We start from the raw sequence: 16,848 nt of genomic DNA on the forward strand, positions 1-16,848 counted from the left end.
CGCGGGGTAGTGGGTTTGGCTAACAGCATAAAGTTTATTGTTCGGTTACAGGCCGAAATTACCGTTAAAAGTCGGTCGTTACGGCAACGCCACGGCACTCTTCTTACTCGCAATGTGCGCCACTTAATGAAAGACATTTCAGAGCTCACCAAAGTACGTTGGCTCTGGGACAAAGTTGAAGTGGACGCCCCTGCCGATCCCGCTATTGCCGCTGCAGTAAGGCGCCAACTTGGAAATATTCCCGGCATTGCACATATTGAAGAGGTGTTGCAAATCCCTTGGAATAATTTCGAAGCAACACTCGAATTCGTTTTGCAACACACTGCAGAGCGTTTAAGAAACGCTAGCTTCGCGGTGCGGGTAAAGCGCAAGGGCAAACATGAGTTTTCTTCTCAAGACTTAGCTGCATATATTGGCGGCGGTATTCTTGCTCGTGTTGAAGGTACGCAAGTACAACTCAAAGCACCGCAACAACAGGTTCAACTTTGGCTTGAAGATGAAACCGTAAGTTTGTTAGTGGAGCGCCACCCCGGTTTAGGGGGGTACCCATTGCCGGCGCAAGAAACCGTATTATCATTAATTTCTGGCGGCTTCGACTCGGCAGTTGCTAGTTATCAGATGATCCGCCGTGGGGCGCGCACTCATTTTTGTTTTTTTAATCTGGGTGGCGCCGAGGCCCACGAAGCGGCTGTTCGAGAAATTGCTTATTTTATTTGGCAGAAGTATTCGGCAACGCACCCCGTTAAGTTTATTAGTTTAGACTTCAGCGAAGTGGTGGAGCGCATTTTAGCGCAAGACGAACCCGGTGTGATGGGCGTTGTATTAAAACGTGCAATGCTTCGTGCCGGAGCTTTAGTTGCAGAGCGCCTGAATGCGCAGGCGTTGGTAACAGGCGAAGCAATGGGGCAGGTGTCGAGCCAAACCTTGTCGAACCTAAAAATTATCGACGAAGTAACGCCGACGCTGGTATTGCGCCCACTGATTAGTATGGACAAGCAACAAATTGTAGATATTGCGCGTAGTATGGGTGTTGAAGCAATGTCGGCAGCAGTACCCGAATATTGTGGGGTGATCTCTCAAAAGCCGACGGTGAAAGCGAAGCGGCCTGTGGTTTACAAAGCTGAAACTGGAATTACCGACGCACTCATTGAGGCCGTTGTGGTTGCAGCTCCTGTGCGGGATATTCGTGAGGTGCACGCCACAACCTTTGCGAATAGCGGGCCACAGATAGTACAAGATATTACCCAGCTACCCGCCAGTGCCAAGGTAATCGACATTCGAACCCTCGACGAGCAAGAGGAGAGTCCGTTGGTACTTGAAACCCTTGGGGTTATGCCAGTACCGTTCTTTAAGTTGGCAAGTTTTATGGCGAAACAAGATCCTGCCGAGCACTATGTGTTGTATTGCCAACAAGGTGTAATGAGCAGGTTGCAAGCAATTCGTTTGCAAGAGCAAGGTTTTGCTCATGTTTATGTTTTCGAACCAAGGACGAAATAAATGCTAGTAACGCTCTATCGTTGCCTAAAGAAATGGTCATTACCCTTGTTCGTGCTGGTGTTTCTTGTTGTGTCTATTGGGTTTCTCATTCAGAGCCCGCCGAGTGTTTCCGCTGCGCGCTTTGAGCATGCCGACAAAATTGCTCACTTTGTGCTTTTTTTTATTTTGGCGGCAACGATGCATTTGGCTTTTGCACCGCGAGTGTGGCTCGGGTTGATGCTGTTATTTGGGTATGGGTTGGTTATTGAATGGATTCAGTATCATATACCGGGGCGGGGCGCCGAGCTGATGGACCTTATTGCAGACATGCTCGGCGCGGTTAGTTTTTACCTGTTACTGTTTTTTCTTCGCTACTTTTTTCGCCTTCGCCTTCGCCGCCTTTAACTTTGCTTTGGTTTTGGGCTTTTTCTTGCGCTTGATTTTGTCAGGTTCAGGGAACTTAAATTTCGGTCGTAAGCCTTCGATAAAGCGGCGTTCGAGGCGTGCGCCTAAGTAACGCTCAATCCGGCCTAAACACTCGGAGTCATGGGCCTCTACTAGCGAAATTGCGGTGCCTTTTTTGCCCGCTCTGCCCGTTCGGCCAATACGGTGCACGTAACTGTCACCCTTGCGTGGCATATCGAAGTTAATCACCAGTTCTACGTCGGGAATGTCGATACCGCGCGCCGCTACATCGGTAGCCACTAACACACGGGCTTTGAGTTCGCGAAACCACTGCAATCGCTCTTGCCGCTCCGAATGTGGGAGCTGGCCTTCAAGGCTTACCGTAGGAATACCTTTACTACGCAAAATAGGCTCGAGCTCATGTACTTTGTCGCGTTTGCGAACAAATACCAACACCCGACCGGTTACGCTACGAATTAAATGATCTAAAACGGCCAATTTATGAGGCATGTCGTCGATCACATGAATCCATTGGTTAATCTTGGCACGCTCGCGTTTAGGTGGCTCTACTTCAATCACAACAGGCTCGGTTAATGCGCTTTTAGAAAACGCCCGTAGCGACAGATGATCGTTAGTCGCGGAAAACAGCATGCGCTGTTTGAGCGCTGGCGCTTCACTTTGTATTTGCTCTACTGCCGAGCGGAAACCCATGTCGAGCAATCGGTCGCCTTCGTCGAGAATGAGTATTTCAAGGAGCGCGGCACTTACTTGTTCAGCGGCAAGGTAGTCGATCAGCCGCCCTGGGGTGGCAATAAGAATATCGAGGTTTTTTTCGAATGCACCTAAATGGCTACCGTAGTTGACACCGCCGGTTACCGTGAGACACTTGAGGCCGGTAACAGCGCAAAACTGCTCGGTAATTTTGCCAATTTGTTCAGCCAGCTCGCGGGTGGGCGCCAAAATTAAAACGCGGGCAGAGCCTGGGTCCCGACGCGGAAAGTCGAGTAAGTGCTGTAAAACGGGCAATAAATAAGCAAGTGTTTTCCCCGTACCCGTTGGCGAGGTGGCGAGAATGTCTGCTCCGTCCATAGCAATTGGAATTACGTCTTGTTGAATGCGCGTGGGTTTATTTAAACCTTGGTCGAGCAGCACATTAATAAGTTCGTCGGAGAGTTCGAGTTCTTGCCAGTCTGGGGTCATGTTTAAACGTGCTCAGTTGTATAGTTCGAAATATCGGTTAATAATACCTGAATTCAGCCACTCAGCATACGAGAACTGGCATGATAAAACCATTGAAGGAACATTAATGGCCACACAGCAAGCATTTCTCAGTATTTTAGAAGACGAGATTAGTCGCGACCAATTACGCTTACCCACCTTGCCCGACATAGCTATGGAAGTGGAGCGCGTGGCGGGGAACCCAGACAGCTCTTTAAACGACTTGAATCGTATTATTGCCCGCGACACAGGGTTAAGCGCCCGCATGATCCGGCTTGCAAATAGTGCTTGGCTAGGTAGAGCCGTGAAAGTTGAAAACTTACCACAAGCGCTCACGCGTATCGGCTTGTGGCAAGTTCGCAATATTGTGGTTGGGCTAGCTATGGAGCAGCTGTTTGAAGCGCGAAACGATATTGTAAGGCGAAGAATGCGCCAATGTTGGCGTGAAAGCACCGTATTAACAGCCGCGGTTATTACGCTGTTAAAGGCGTATAACGGCAAATTGAGGCTGCACGAGCACACGGCGGCGTTAATGTGTATGACCAGCCAAATTGGTGCCTTACCGGTACTCACTATGGCCGAAAAGCACGCCGATACTTTCGCCAACCCACGATTTTTAAACGAAAGCATTAAGAACTTAGGGCCAAGCTTGAGTGGCATGGTTATGCGCGCTTGGCGCTTTACCGACGAACAGGTACACCTTGGGGAGCATTGGCAAGGCCCGATTGTAAGTTTTCAACCGGGCTATTTAAGTTTAATACAACTCGGAGCGGTGCTCAGTGGCTTGCATACTACGCCAGCTTCCGACGAGCTGCTTGCTTGTTTTGCACAAACCGGGCTGTTGCCAACCGTAGATTGGTGGCAACAAAGTCATGTGCAAGAACAATATCAGAACATACTTGAAGCGCTGAGTTAATTGCGCTCAGGAAGTGTTACTGCTGCCATTAACGCTTCAAGCAAGGCCTCAAACTCAGCGTGCATGAGCGCGAAATCAGCGTCTAATTGGGCGGCTTGCGAGTCGGTATGCTGGTCGTCACGCTGGTCGAGAACCAGTTCGCTAAACTTCAATCGTTTTATACCGTAGTCGTCGGATAACACGAATTGCACGCGCTGATCCCAATTTAAACCGAGTTCAACCACATGCTTACCCTGCTCTAAATGTTGGGTAACCTCGGGTACCGCTAATTCATGGCGCTTAAACCGAACCACCATGCCTTCTTCTTTTGAGCTACGCAGCTCTGCTTCTTCACCGAGTTCAAATGGAGTTGGCGTTTCGCCTGTTTTTACCCATTGGGTGAGTGTGTGGGAGGCTGGATATTCGGGACCCCAAGGCTTAACCGGCAGCGAACCTAAGCAGTTGCGCAATTGTGCGTTGAACTCTTCGGCCCGTGTTGCCGACGAGGTGTCAACAATAACGCGTTGATTTTTAACATCGATAATTCCCCAAGTTACACTGAATCGACTTAACGCACGCGGTAACAGATTGTGCACAATGTCTTCTTTAATAGCAGTTTGCTCTTTGCGTGGCATGGGGCGGGCGTGTTCTTGCTCATAGCTTTCTTTACGCGCTTCAAGTTCCGATTTTACCGCACTCGCCGGCATTACCTTTTCTTCTTTGCGCAAACACAATAGAACGCCATCGGCGTGCTCTAGGGCGAATATTTCACTGTCACGAACGGGCGTGATCCAGCCAATACTTGCAGGTTCGGTGCGGCTGCAGGCTTTGAAGCTCTGGGCTTCTAATTGCTCATTGAAATTCTCAGGGAGTGAAAAAGGTTGGGTGAACGCGTAAACACGCAGGTTCTTAAACCACATAAGGCAAAAACTCCGATTTAAAGAGGGCTGGAAAGAACGGGCATTCTAACCTGTTCAGTAGCCGCTGTCAGTGGTTTCTGCGGTTGCTTCGAGAACCACAACGGGGAAAGAGAATGTGTATGTTAAGCCATTGCCTTCTTTACTCGCAGCGCTAATTTTTCCTTTCAAGGTGTCGTGAACGAGCGTGTAAATAATGTGAGTGCCGAGGCCGCTCCCGCCGCGATCCGCCTTGGTGGTAAAGAAGGGGTCGAACAAGTGCTCGAGTTGTTCGGCCGACATGCCTAAGCCGTCGTCTTGGTAAATAAAATGGAGCTCGTTTTGTTCGAGTTGCGCTTGAATCAAAATACGGCCTTGCTCACGGTCTTCAAGCCCGTGAATAACGGTGTTCATGATCATATTGGTAATAATTTGTGCGAGCGCGCCGGCATGCAGCCTTACTTTTATGGTTTTGGCGCATTGAATATCAAGGGTAATATTTTTACCTTTAAGGTTTGGCTGCAGTGCCTTTACTACATTCTCAATGTAGGCACCGAGTAAAACGTCGCGCATTGCATTTGAACTTTGATCAACCGCCAGCTCTTTGAACCCCGCCATGATTTCACGCGCGCGATGCAAGTTATTGTCGAGTAGCTGCACACTCTCCCGAGCGTCTTCAATAAAGCGTTTCATTTGCGACTGGGTAAGGCTTTTGTCTTCTAAAGAAATGGCGAGGGCTTCAACCCGATCGGCCAAAAATGAGGTGGCCGTTACACCAATACCGATGGGTGTGTTTACGTCGTGCGCAATGCCTGCCACTAAACCGCCGAGAGAGGCGAGCTTTTCGGTTTGAACCAACTGTGTTTGCGCTTTTTTTATGGTGTCGAGTGAGTCTTGCAAGCGTTCGTTAGTGCGCTTTAACGTGGCCTCGGTAAGCTTGCGTTGCTGTATCTCTCGTTCCAATTCAAATTGGCGCTTTTCGAGCTCCATTCGACGCTCTTCAATGTCGAGCATTAACTTGCTCATACCCGAGGTTTTGCGTGCTACTTCTTGCTCGAGCAGGTCGTTTTGCTCGTCGAGCCGTCGATTTGCTAGTACCAGTTTTTCTTGAGTGCTCGATAACTCATACTGATGCATTTCAATGCGCTCGAGCAAGTCATTATAGGCGCGCTCTAAAAGTTTAAATTCGCTACCCGACGCTGCATTTAAATTCAACTTGGACGCAGCAGGTGCGTCGGGCTGAAAGTCGCGAAGCTGTGCGGTGAGTTCTTGCAGCGGCCGAGACAGCATGCGGTGAAAGGCGAGGGTGAATAATAACAATAAGAAAGTAGTTTTAATAATGGCGTTGCCCATCAAGAAAAGAAGGCTCACTTTGAGCCGTGATATTGTAACGTCGCGGTTGGAGAATAAAGTTACGTCGCCCACCACGGTATTTTGGCCCGCGAATTCGAATGCTAGTGGGCTATAATAACCAAACACGCCGCTTTGTTCAGTCAACGACAGTGGCATGTCGGGTGTGGCGGGAAGCGCCGAGGCAGGTAAGGTTATGCCAAGCTCGGTAATAACGCGGCCGCGGTCGTCGCGAATAATAAGACCACTAACGCTGGGCATGCTCACTAAGCCCTCAGCTAAGGCATTAATTTGCTGTGAGTTAAATTCCCACAACGAGCGCGTTAGACTGGCGGAGAAGGTATTGTGCTGATTCTGTAGCTCAGTAGCGAGCGCGCGCTTGGTGTTATTGTATTCCCCGAGTACATGGGCGCACGTTACTACAAAGGTAATAACAAAATAGACCGACAACACACGGCGTAATAATGTTTGCGAAATACTTTTCTGCTGCACGAGCGAGGCCTTTGTTGTCTCTTTAGCTTAACAATCCGTGAATATAGTTGCGCTCGGGTAGACTTATGTCAATGTCTACTCAAATGGAATTAAGCTCAAAGTACCTAAGCTTGAGCAGAAGCGCAAGAATTTAGCACTGATGGTTTTCTCAACAAATAAATCTGTGTCATAATTTGTTCACTGAAATGACATATTGCTAGGAACAGTTCATGAACCGTACTTTACCGCGTTTTCTCGTACTCAGTTCTTTGGGCGTATTTGCCACCAGCGTAAGTGCAAATACCGTATTTGACACCATAGACTTAGACTTTAGTGGCCAACTTCGAGTGTCCACGGATTACTTATACGACGGCAACGACGGTGGTTTGAACGCGTCGAGTAATGCGAGCCGGTTAGGGCTCAACGTTTCTCATGCCATCAATGAAAACTTAACGGTAATTGGCAAGGTAGAGAAGCAAATTGACTTGTCTGAGGGCAGTGGCTCATTTGGCTCGCGTGACACGTTTTTAGGCTTGCGTGGTAACTTCGGTACCCTCCGGGTCGGTTATATGACGTCACCGACCATGGCCATGTTGTCGGCGGTGGAAGAGTTTCGCGACCGAGTGGGCGATGGCCGTAATATGTTACGCCGAGGTGCGATGAACCTCGATCGCCGTTACCGCAACGCAGTGCATTATCAAACACCAAATTTGAACGGTTTGGTGTGGGCTGTGCATTATGGCACCAACGAAGCCGGCGGCGCTACGGTTGATAACGAGCAAGATATGCTAGGTACGTCGTTAACCTATAAAACCGGAGAATGGACATTCGCAGCGGGCTATCAACAGGATAACCGCAACCTTGGTGAAACTATTAAAGGAACGCGTTTTAGTGCCATTCGACAAGGCGACGGTTGGCGTGTTGCCGGCATAGTGCAGAGAGTCGATGGGTTAGCCGAAGGGGACATGAATGGCTGGTTACTTACTGGGCGCTATCAATACTCTGAAAAGGTGTGGTTACGTGCACAAGTGGGGGCGCGTAGTTATGATCAGCAAGATAACGAGTCTCAGCTTATTACCGTAGGCTTTGACCGCAACTTTACCTCGCAATTTACTTGGTACGGCATGTTCACTATGACACAAAACGACGACGCAGCTGTGGCGTCAGTTACTGAGGGTGGTTACGGTAAAAACCTTGTGGTTGTGCCAGGTGAAGACCCATTTGCGGTTTCAAGTGGTTTTATCTTTAAGTTTTAAGCCAAAGCAATTGCTTAAAATGTGACACTTTTTTGCATAAAGTCATAAAAGTGTCACACAATGTTCCCATACTGTCATCATGTTAAACAGCAATGGGAAAACTCACATGCCAAGCCGCATACTCATCATTGAAGATGAAGCCCCGATTCGTGAAATGCTTGCTTTCGTAATGGAGCAGCACGGCTATCAACCTGTTGAGGCCAGTGACTTTAACCAAGGTCTTGAGAAACTGGTTGAGCCCTATCCTGACATGATTCTACTCGACTGGATGTTGCCCGGTGGCAGCGGTGTGCAGTTAGCCCGCAAAGTAAAAACAACCGATCACCTTAAACATATTCCCATTATTATGTTAACCGCTCGCGGTGAAGAGGAAGACAAAATCAAAGGCTTAGAAGTGGGTGCCGACGATTACATGACTAAACCTTTTTCGCCTAAAGAACTGATTGCGCGCATGCGTGCTGTGTTTCGTCGCGTGTCGCCTACGGCGCTCGACGAGCCGTTGGTGGTGGAAGGCTTACGCCTTGATCCGGTGTCGCACCGGGTATCGGCAAACGAAGAGCCTCTCGACATGGGGCCTACTGAGTTTCGTTTACTGCATTTCTTTATGACGCATCCAGAACGGGTTTATAGCCGCGAGCAGCTGCTCGATCATGTTTGGGGCACCAATGTTTACGTTGAAGATCGAACTGTAGACGTGCATATTCGTCGTTTACGCAAAGCTCTTGAACGGTATAATCATGATCGCTTTGTACAAACGGTTCGAGGTGTGGGTTATCGGTTCTCTGCCCGTTAACTCGCTCGCTTTAACAACCGCTGATTAGAAGGAAACGCAATCCGTATGGAGCGTCACTTCACATTCTTTAAAGTGTTACAGCGCCTTTTTCTGGCGCTTTTACCCGTAGCATTTGTGGGCTGGCTGCTTGGCGTACCCTTTCAAGCGGTATCTGCTTTTCTCCTTGTTTATGCACTATGGAATGCTTTTTACCAGCAGCGATTAAACCGTTGGCTTTGGTTAAGCCGCACCATGCACCCACCGAAAGCCCCCGGCGCGTGGTCTGATATTTATGACGGTATCTACCGAACCTTGCGTCGCTCTCAGTTTCGTCGGCGTAACCTTGCCATGATTCTGCACCGCTTTCGTGAGGCAGCGGAAGCCATACCCGACGCCGGCATGGTGTTGGAGGCGAACGGCAACTTGGTTTGGAGCAACAAGCTAGCGCAGCATTATTTCGGGTTAAAGTGGCCGACCGACAAGGGCATTCGCATTACCAGCTTTATTCGCCATCCGCGCTTTGTTAAATATTTCCGAAAAGGTGATTTTAAAGACCCGATTACACTCTCGTCGCCGGTGGGCGATGGTCGTGAAATTGAAATTCGCATTATGCCGTATGCGCGCGAGCAGTGGTTGGTCATGGCTCGCGACGTAACGCGCTTGAATCAACTTGAGCGCGTTCGCAAAGATTTTGTTGCTAATGTGTCGCACGAGTTAAAAACGCCATTAACAGTAATGCAAGGCTACCTAGAGTTAATGGAAGAGCCCACCGATTTACCCCCAAAGCAACTCAGAAAAGCGGTGCACGACATTTCGGTTCAAACCCGCCGTATGCAGCTTATGGTCGAGCAGTTGCTGGCACTTTCGCGAATGGAAGCAAAAGGCATTGAAAGCTCAGAGCTTGTTGATGTTGGCCGCCTTATTCATCGTTATGTAGCGGAGTTGCGCCACCGTGCGGAAAGCAAACAGCAATCACTCACGGTGAATGTAGTGGCCAATAGCAGTGTTCTTGGCAATGAAGAAAAGCTGGCTGCTGCTATTCAAAACTTAATTACCAATGCCATGAAATATACCCAAGTGGGTGGCCACATTGAGGTGAGTTGGCAACCGGTTACCGGCGGGATCGAGTTTGCTGTACAAGACAACGGCCCAGGAATTGCGGCCGAGCATCTTCCACGGTTAACAGAACGTTTTTACCGCGTGACCGGCGATCGCAATAGTGCAACCGGCGGCACAGGGCTGGGATTGTCTATTGTAAAACATGCTTTGGAGCAGCACCGAGCGCAGCTGCTAATTAGCAGCACGCTAGGCAAAGGCAGCCGCTTTTCGTTTGTTATTCCTCATACGCTCATTCCGAATACTCCTTCTTAACTGTTACGGCAACAGCTGTCACAAAACCTTAACCAGCGCGCCACGTTAGTGTCATGCAACTACGGATAATAGGGGCGGTTACTTAATCTTCTTCCGATATTGGAGAACAACCCCTATGTTTGCTCGTACCTTTTTCAAACTAAGTGCTGTAAGCCTAGCCTTAATGCTGTCGGCCTGCGGTGGCGATATTGTAATTAATACTGGTAGTACCCAAGATCAGAATCCACCTACTGGCGGTAATAACGGCGGCAATAACGGTGGTAATAATGGTGGCGATAACGGTGGCGACACTAGCTCATGCCCGAGCTGGGCAGCTGAAGGCGCTGCCATTAGCGGTTACAGCATGCCGGTTTGTGAAATAACAGGAACCTTTACGGCAGACCGCACCTTAACCAATGATGTGCTCTGGGCGCTCGACGGTCGCGTTGCTGTAGGTAACGACAAAGCAGACAACGCGGTATTGACCATTGAGCCGGGTACCACCTTGTTTGGTAAAAGCGGCGCCGACTTCTTAGTGGTTCGCCGTGGTTCACAATTAATTGCCGACGGAGAAGTAGATGCTCCTATTGTAATGACCTCGCTGCAGAACTTATTGGGCACGGCTACTGCAACAGACTCAGGTCAATGGGGTGGACTGGTTTTACTCGGTCAAGCACCGAGCAACCGCTGTGCTGACTTAGAATATTGTGCAGTAGAAGCCGAAGGCGACGCCGGACCGTACGGCGGAAACATTGAAGACGACAACAGTGGTGTGTTGCGCTACCTCCAGGTGCGTTATGCGGGCTACGAAGTACTACCTGACAACGAGCTAAACGGTATTACTTTTGGTGGTGTGGGCTCTGGCACTACGGTTGAATACATTCAAGTGCACAACAACCTCGACGACGGTATTGAGTTCTTCGGCGGTACGGTAGATGCCAAATATGTAGTGCTTACGGGCAACCAAGACGATTCGCTGGATTGGGACGCTGGCTGGAACGGCCGCTTGCAGCACGTTTTAGTGAAGCACAATCCATTTAACGCCAAAGCGAACCGCGGTATTGAAGCCGACAACAGTTCAGCCGACTTTAACGCCACGCCGCGCAGCCGCCCAATTATTGCCAATATGACGATTGTGGGTAACGAATGGGACGGTGACGACGATGCTGAAGGTATTTTGTTGCGTCGCGGTACCAGCGCCGAGCTGTATAACTTTATTATTACCGGCGAGCCGGGTATGGGTGAGTGCTTTGAGCTTAACGACGATGCAACGGTAGCGAATGCACAGTCGGGCGATCTAGTATTCTCTCACTCAATTATTCATTGTTCTGAACCTTTTAAAGACAGTGTTGATGGCAGTGGCAACGTGACGCTCGACGCCGAAGCGTGGTTTATGGCGCAAGACGGAAACAGCCTTGTAGACCCGCTTCTGGGTGACTACTTCCCGTCTGCGGTGTCGCCTGCTTTAGGTGCCGGCTTGAATGTAGCCAATGACGTTGACGGCTGGTTCGACGAAGTGAACTACATCGGTGCATTCGACGGTGTGACCGACTGGACTTTAGGCTGGACTTACGGTTTGCACAACGACGTAGACGCCATGTCCTGCCCCGCCGGCACTACGCAAATTCAGAGCATATCAGACCGCCTGAACTGTGAATTACAAGGCACTTACACCGAAGACTTGCACTTACCGGTTGGCGCAGACTATGTGCTCGACGGTTTGGTTCGTATTGGCAACGATAACGCCGATTCATCAACGCTCTATATTCAACCTGGCGTGCGTATTTTCGGACAGGGTGGCGCAGACTTCTTAGTGATTGCTCGAGGTTCAAAAATTATTGCCGAAGGTCGCCCAAATGCGCCTATCGTAATGACCTCCCTGCAAGACATTATTGGCGCGAACACGAGTTCAGGCCAATGGGGTGGATTGGTGTTGTTGGGCAATGGCATTAGCAACAAATGTAACCAAGCCGCACCAGAAACCTGTGCAATTGAAGCAGAAGGCGACGCGGGTCCATACGGCGGCGGCATTGCCGATGACGACTCCGGCAAGCTGAAGTTTTTCCGTGTGCAACATGCGGGATACGAAGTATTGCCAGACAACGAATTGAACGGCATTACGTTTGCCGGAATTGGTTCAAAAACACGTTTGTCGTTCATTCAAGTGCACCAGAATCTAGACGACGGCATTGAGTTCTTCGGTGGCTCAGCCAGCGTGAAATATGTGGTAACAACGGCGATTGGCGACGACTCACTCGACTGGGCTGACGGTTGGAACGGTAACGTGCAGTTTATGTTGGTGAAACAAGACGGCGAAGCGAACCGTGGTATTGAAGCTGATAACCAGTCTGGCAACTTCACTGCAACGCCAATTTCTAACCCTGTAGTGGCTAACATGACCATTATCGGGAACGACTACACCTCGGAAGACAAAGACTCTGAAGGTGTGTTACTACGCGCCGGAACGACAGGTAAGTTACATAACTTGGTTATTGCTGGCCCAGAAGGCATGGGTGAATGCTTAGAGTTCAACTCAGACGAGTCGATGGCGTTAGCTGCTAATTTCACCACGGAAATGACGCACTCGGTGATTGCTTGCCCGGAGCCTTTCAAAGGCGATGTAAGGCCAACTCAAACCGCCGAAGCATGGTTCCTTGCACAAGAAGGTAACCAAGTGGTTGCGGCGATGGCCGACGCAGTAAATGGCATTTTCACCACCATTAACGCTACGCCAAAAGACATGAGCGAAGTGAACAGCTTCTTCATTGCTGTACCTTTCGTGGGTGCTGTGCACGAGAACTACGATTGGACCCAAGGTTGGACTATTGGTCTTGAATCAAACTAAGGGCGACAACGTTATGAAGCAATCGAAGTTATTTATTGCTATCGCCACTGCCTTGTTGTCTCAGCCGCTTGCGGCTGGGGAAACAGAGGCCGACACCCAAGCGCCGGAGCAAGTGGCTATAGCGGCAGAAGCAGAAGCGGCAGCAGAAGCTGCCGCGGAAGCGGAGCAGCGCATTAACGAAGTAGTACGTGAGCGTGCTGTTGAACGCATTCAAGTTACCGGCCGGCAAATGAGCTCTGCCGCTATTGTTGCTGCAGAGCGTCGCGAACAACCGCAAGTAGCGGATTACTTGGACTCGGTATCGATTGGTCGAATTGGTGACTCAGATGTAGCTTCGGCGCTTCGCCGAATTACCGGGCTTACCTTAGTCGATAACAAGTTTATTTATGTGCGGGGTTTAGGTGAACGTTATTCGTCTACTTTGCTCAACGGTGGCATGGTGCCGAGCCCAGACCCAACCCGCAACGTAATTCCACTGGACATGTTTCCGACCAGCATTATCGAGAGTTTGGTTGTTCAGAAAAGCTTTTCAGTGTTTGAACCGGCCTCTTTTGGTGGCGGTGGTGTGAACATTCGTACACTCAATTTACCGCGTGAGCGGTTTTTCGAGTTTTCGGTGGGGGCGGGGTTTAACTCCGAGAACAGTAACAAGGGATTGAACTATGCAGGTGGTGGCGACGACTGGCGCGGTCGTGACGACGGTACTCGCAGCATTTCCCCAGTATTAAATAATGCACTTGAGCAGTATGGCTCGCTTGAACCTATTGCTATTGCACAAGCCCTTGGCGGTGTTACGGTTGAAAATCTTAACCAAGCACAAGCGATTAACCGCGACTTAGGCTTAGCGCTCAACCGTAATATGGGCATTACCGAAAAATCGATAGGCCCGGACTTTGACGCCAGCTTGAGCTACGGTGACCGCTTTCAGCTGAGCGACGATTTAAGTTTTGGTTTGATGACAGCGGTTTCTTATGACCAAAGCACCAAGAATATCGACGAGCAAGAGCGCTACTACTCGATTACCACCAATAACGCGCTTACGCCTTTGGTGGCGTTCGACGACATTTCGGGCACGGAATACAGCACCAAGCTTTCGGGCATTTTAAACTTGGGGTTGAATTACCGAAACGAGCACAAGTTAGAAACCACCTCTGTTTACTTGCTCGACACCGCCGACGAAGTGAAAATGAAAGTGGGCGATACCATTGAAACCATTAACGAGCTGAACCGCGAGAACGTCGACTATTCAGTGCGTTATGAAGAACGTACTTTGGTGGCTAATCAGGTACGTGGGTCGCATGTGTTCAGTTGGCTTGGTGACTTTGGTGTAAATTGGCAATACACCGACGCAAAAGCCCGTCGCTACGCGCCGGGCGAGGTGGAATATCGCTATTTGCGCAACTATAGCAACGGCGATGCAGACGGGAGCGACTACACGCAAGCGCTACGACGGAGCGACAACGCCGCGCTGTATTTGTTCAGCGACATGGTCGACAACACGGAAAATGGTCGCGTTGACATGAGTTTGCCTTTGTCGTTGAGCAGCTGGGAACTCGAGCTGCAAGGTGGCTATTTTTACTACCAACGTGCTCGCCGTTCAGAAGTGGATCGCTTCAAACTCGACAGCCGTGGTTTTAGTAATATCGAGCTCCAGCAGTCATTTTCGAGCATTTTCTCCGACGAAAATATTCTCGATCCAAGCAAAAAATTCCGTATTTCAGACGTAACCGCGCAGGCCGACGACTATGTTGCGGCGCAGCAGCTAGATGCTTATTACTTGGGTGTGGACGCACTACTGAACTACACCTGGCGGTTTAATTTCGGTGTGCGTTATGAAGACTTCCGGCAAATTGCGTTGCCGCTTAACCCTGCCTCGGGTCAAGTGCAAGGCAATGTAGGGGATTACCCGTTGCTCGACGATGATCTCTACCCAAGTTTGGCCATTACATGGCTTTATCACCCCGATATGCAATTACGTTTCGGGGTAAGTGAAACGGTAGTGCGGCCAGATTTACGCGAAGTTACCCCGGTACTTTATGTGGATCCGCTCACAGACTTTAAAGTGATAGGCTTCTCTGACCTTGCAAGCTCGAAGCTTACTAACTTAGATGTGCGCTGGGAATGGTACACCTACTCGGGTGCGTCGTTGAGTGTGGGCGCTTTCTACAAAGACATTAATGCGCCGATTGAAACCGTAGAAATATTGGGTTCAGACGGTAACTTGTTAGTGTCGTTTAGAAACGCTGAAACGGGCCATGTGTATGGTGTAGAAACGGAGTTTGTAAAACCTCTCGACGACATGTTCGGCGGTGCCTTGAACGGATTCTTTGTGGCTGGGAACTTAACCTTAAGCGACTCTGAAATTGAAATTCAGCGTTTAGGGGAGTCGAATATTACCAACTTAAAACGCAGAATGTCAGGGCACTCCGAATATGTGTTGAACACCCAGTTGGGATATGACTCAAGTAACGAGAAACATTCCGCAACGCTCAGCTATAACGTGTTTGGAGAGCGTATTACCTTCGCAGGTGTAGACGGTAAAGACGACGCCTACGAGCAACCGTTTCATTCACTCGATTTCACTTACTCTTATTACCCTATGGACGGTATGAGCGTGAAACTCGGCATGAAAAATTTGCTGGGTGAGTCGGTTGAAATTCTGCAACAGGGCGAAATACTGCAACGTAGAGAGCCTGGTGCCAGTATTAGTGCCAGTTTAAGCTATCGCTTTTAAGTAAATTCGCTTTTGCAGTGAAGAAAAACCCCTGACTTTTCAAAAGGTCAGGGGTTTTGTGTTGTTTTCGTGACGGCTGTAACAAAACTGCAATTTTAACGCGTTAAGCTACGCCCAACTTAGTTTTGTTCCTAATTGGGAGAACGAAAATGTTAAAAACGAAACGAATCCTTGCGGTGGCTACCGCTGCACTTTTGGGCTTTAGCAGCCATGTAATGGCCGATATTGATCCAAACCTACCAAATTATGAGCGTGCGTCTGGCGTGTCGGGGAATTTAAACTCGATTGGCTCCGACACATTGAACAACTTAATGACGTTGTGGGCAGAAGAATTTAATAAATTCTACCCCAACGTAAATGTGCAAATTCAAGGTGCGGGCTCTTCTACTGCGCCACCTGCGCTCACCGAAGGCACTGCTATTCTTGCGCCGATGAGCCGAGAAATGCGCCAGTCTGAAATTGAAGCTTTTGAAAACCGCTATGGCTACGCACCTTACCCGTTGCCTGTTGCCATTGACATGGTGGCGGTGTTTGTAAATAAAGACAACCCCATTGAAGGGCTGTCGTTGCCGCAAGTAGACGCTATTTTTTCGGCTACCCGCCGTGGTGGCCACCCGGAAAATGTATCACGTTGGGGCCAAGTTGGCTTAACGGGTGCTTGGGCAAACCGTGATTTTGCACTTTACAGCCGTAATGCGGTGTCAGGAACTTATGGGTTCTTTAAAGACATGGCGTTGTTTGGTGGTGATTTCAAATCAAGCATTAATGAACAGCCGGGCTCGTCTTCGGTAGTACAAGGTGTGTCGGAATCAATTAACGGTATTGGTTATTCCGGTATTGGTTACACCACCTCAAGTGTACGCGCTATTCCGCTTGCAGCTGAAACCGGCGCGCCTTTCTTCGAGCCAACGGGTGATAATGCAGCAACGGGCGACTATCCATTGTCGCGTTATTTGTACGTTTACATTAACAAGCACCCGAATCGTCCACTCGACCCAATGGTGCGTGAGTTCGTGAAAATGCTCTATTCTAATGTTGGACAAGGCGTAGTGTTCCGCGACGGTTACGTGCCTTTGCCTGCCACAGTAGGTAACCGCGTAATGGCCGACTTAGGCATTGAGTAACACCGTTTTAAGAAAAGCGAAGGCGCCAAGGAGGGCGCCTTTTTTCGTTGCAGTTT

The 16,848-nt window shown here is 49.5% G+C and carries 12 protein-coding genes; 9 read left to right on the forward strand and 3 right to left on the reverse strand.

Features of this window, described 5'->3' with window-relative positions; translation table 11 throughout:
- Positions 1 to 15 precede the first annotated feature (15 nt).
- Positions 16 to 1,497 carry a tRNA uracil 4-sulfurtransferase ThiI gene (gene thiI / locus DQW12_RS11260; RefSeq protein WP_232819960.1) on the forward strand — a complete coding sequence of 494 codons (1,482 nt, stop codon included), beginning with the start codon at positions 16 to 18 and terminating at the stop codon, positions 1,495 to 1,497.
- Complete coding sequence (locus tag DQW12_RS11265; protein ID WP_113907970.1) at positions 1,498 to 1,881, forward strand: VanZ family protein; 384 nt, start codon at positions 1,498 to 1,500, stop codon at positions 1,879 to 1,881.
- Here the strand turns inward: DQW12_RS11265 and srmB are convergent.
- On the reverse strand, positions 1,831 to 3,081 hold the full coding sequence (srmB, locus tag DQW12_RS11270) for an ATP-dependent RNA helicase SrmB (RefSeq protein ID WP_113907971.1): 1,251 nt from the start codon (positions 3,079 to 3,081) through the stop codon (positions 1,831 to 1,833). The two genes, DQW12_RS11265 and srmB, sit on opposite strands and share 51 nt — an antisense overlap.
- A 106-nt stretch (positions 3,082 to 3,187) precedes the next feature.
- Between srmB and DQW12_RS11275 the strand changes: the two genes are divergently transcribed.
- Positions 3,188 to 4,015 (forward strand): HDOD domain-containing protein, encoded by an 828-nt coding sequence (locus DQW12_RS11275; RefSeq protein WP_157957915.1) that lies wholly within the window; start codon positions 3,188 to 3,190, stop codon positions 4,013 to 4,015.
- On the opposite strand, the gene rdgC is transcribed toward DQW12_RS11275, so the two are convergent.
- Together rdgC and DQW12_RS11285 are read right to left on the reverse strand one after the other, a co-directional pair.
- On the reverse strand, positions 4,012 to 4,914 hold the full coding sequence (rdgC, locus tag DQW12_RS11280; protein WP_113907973.1) for a recombination-associated protein RdgC: 903 nt from the start codon (positions 4,912 to 4,914) through the stop codon (positions 4,012 to 4,014). The two genes, DQW12_RS11275 and rdgC, sit on opposite strands and share 4 nt — an antisense overlap.
- A gap of 54 nt (positions 4,915 to 4,968) precedes the next feature.
- Positions 4,969 to 6,732 (reverse strand): sensor histidine kinase, encoded by a 1,764-nt coding sequence (locus tag DQW12_RS11285; protein ID WP_113907974.1) that lies wholly within the window; start codon positions 6,730 to 6,732, stop codon positions 4,969 to 4,971.
- Between the two features lie 209 nt (positions 6,733 to 6,941).
- On the opposite strand from DQW12_RS11285, the gene DQW12_RS11290 reads away from it, so the two are divergent.
- The 6 genes from DQW12_RS11290 to DQW12_RS11315 all read left to right on the forward strand — a co-directional run bounded on the left by DQW12_RS11290 (position 6,942) and on the right by DQW12_RS11315 (position 16,792).
- The gene (locus tag DQW12_RS11290) at positions 6,942 to 7,967 is read left to right on the forward strand and encodes a porin (RefSeq protein WP_113907975.1); all 1,026 of its coding nucleotides are present in this window, start codon (positions 6,942 to 6,944) and stop codon (positions 7,965 to 7,967) included.
- 106 nt (positions 7,968 to 8,073) lie between these two features.
- Entirely contained in the window at positions 8,074 to 8,760 is a 687-nt protein-coding gene (phoB, locus tag DQW12_RS11295; protein WP_113908017.1) for a phosphate regulon transcriptional regulator PhoB, read from the forward strand.
- A gap of 45 nt (positions 8,761 to 8,805) precedes the next feature.
- Positions 8,806 to 10,110, forward strand: a complete 1,305-nt coding sequence (phoR, locus tag DQW12_RS11300; protein WP_113907976.1) for a phosphate regulon sensor histidine kinase PhoR — start codon at positions 8,806 to 8,808, stop codon at positions 10,108 to 10,110.
- A gap of 115 nt (positions 10,111 to 10,225) precedes the next feature.
- A complete protein-coding gene (locus DQW12_RS11305) occupies positions 10,226 to 12,934 on the forward strand; it encodes a beta-helix domain-containing protein (RefSeq protein WP_113907977.1) in 2,709 nt (902 codons plus the stop codon).
- A 13-nt stretch (positions 12,935 to 12,947) separates the two neighbouring features.
- Positions 12,948 to 15,668 carry a TonB-dependent receptor domain-containing protein gene (locus DQW12_RS11310; RefSeq protein ID WP_113907978.1) on the forward strand — a complete coding sequence of 907 codons (2,721 nt, stop codon included), beginning with the start codon at positions 12,948 to 12,950 and terminating at the stop codon, positions 15,666 to 15,668.
- A gap of 149 nt (positions 15,669 to 15,817) precedes the next feature.
- A complete protein-coding gene (locus DQW12_RS11315) occupies positions 15,818 to 16,792 on the forward strand; it encodes a PstS family phosphate ABC transporter substrate-binding protein (RefSeq protein WP_113907979.1) in 975 nt (324 codons plus the stop codon).
- Positions 16,793 to 16,848: the final 56 nt, after the last annotated feature.

The sequence above is a fragment of the Aliidiomarina celeris genome, from assembly GCF_003316875.1.
Taxonomy (GTDB): domain Bacteria; phylum Pseudomonadota; class Gammaproteobacteria; order Enterobacterales; family Alteromonadaceae; genus Aliidiomarina; species Aliidiomarina celeris.

What these genes read in the sequence shown, in the direction of transcription:
- DQW12_RS11275 (WP_157957915.1), top strand. Translation starts at nt 3,188, where the DNA reads ATGGCCACACAGCAAGCATTTCTCAGTATTTTAGAAGACGAGATTAGT.
- DQW12_RS11315 (WP_113907979.1), top strand. Translation starts at nt 15,818, where the DNA reads ATGTTAAAAACGAAACGAATCCTTGCGGTGGCTACCGCTGCACTTTTG.
- DQW12_RS11290 (WP_113907975.1), top strand. Translation starts at nt 6,942, where the DNA reads ATGAACCGTACTTTACCGCGTTTTCTCGTACTCAGTTCTTTGGGCGTA.
- srmB (WP_113907971.1), bottom strand. Translation starts at nt 3,081, where the DNA reads ATGACCCCAGACTGGCAAGAACTCGAACTCTCCGACGAACTTATTAAT.
- DQW12_RS11265 (WP_113907970.1), top strand. Translation starts at nt 1,498, where the DNA reads ATGCTAGTAACGCTCTATCGTTGCCTAAAGAAATGGTCATTACCCTTG.
- phoB (WP_113908017.1), top strand. Translation starts at nt 8,074, where the DNA reads ATGCCAAGCCGCATACTCATCATTGAAGATGAAGCCCCGATTCGTGAA.
- DQW12_RS11310 (WP_113907978.1), top strand. Translation starts at nt 12,948, where the DNA reads ATGAAGCAATCGAAGTTATTTATTGCTATCGCCACTGCCTTGTTGTCT.
- DQW12_RS11305 (WP_113907977.1), top strand. Translation starts at nt 10,226, where the DNA reads ATGTTTGCTCGTACCTTTTTCAAACTAAGTGCTGTAAGCCTAGCCTTA.
- phoR (WP_113907976.1), top strand. Translation starts at nt 8,806, where the DNA reads ATGGAGCGTCACTTCACATTCTTTAAAGTGTTACAGCGCCTTTTTCTG.
- rdgC (WP_113907973.1), bottom strand. Translation starts at nt 4,914, where the DNA reads ATGTGGTTTAAGAACCTGCGTGTTTACGCGTTCACCCAACCTTTTTCA.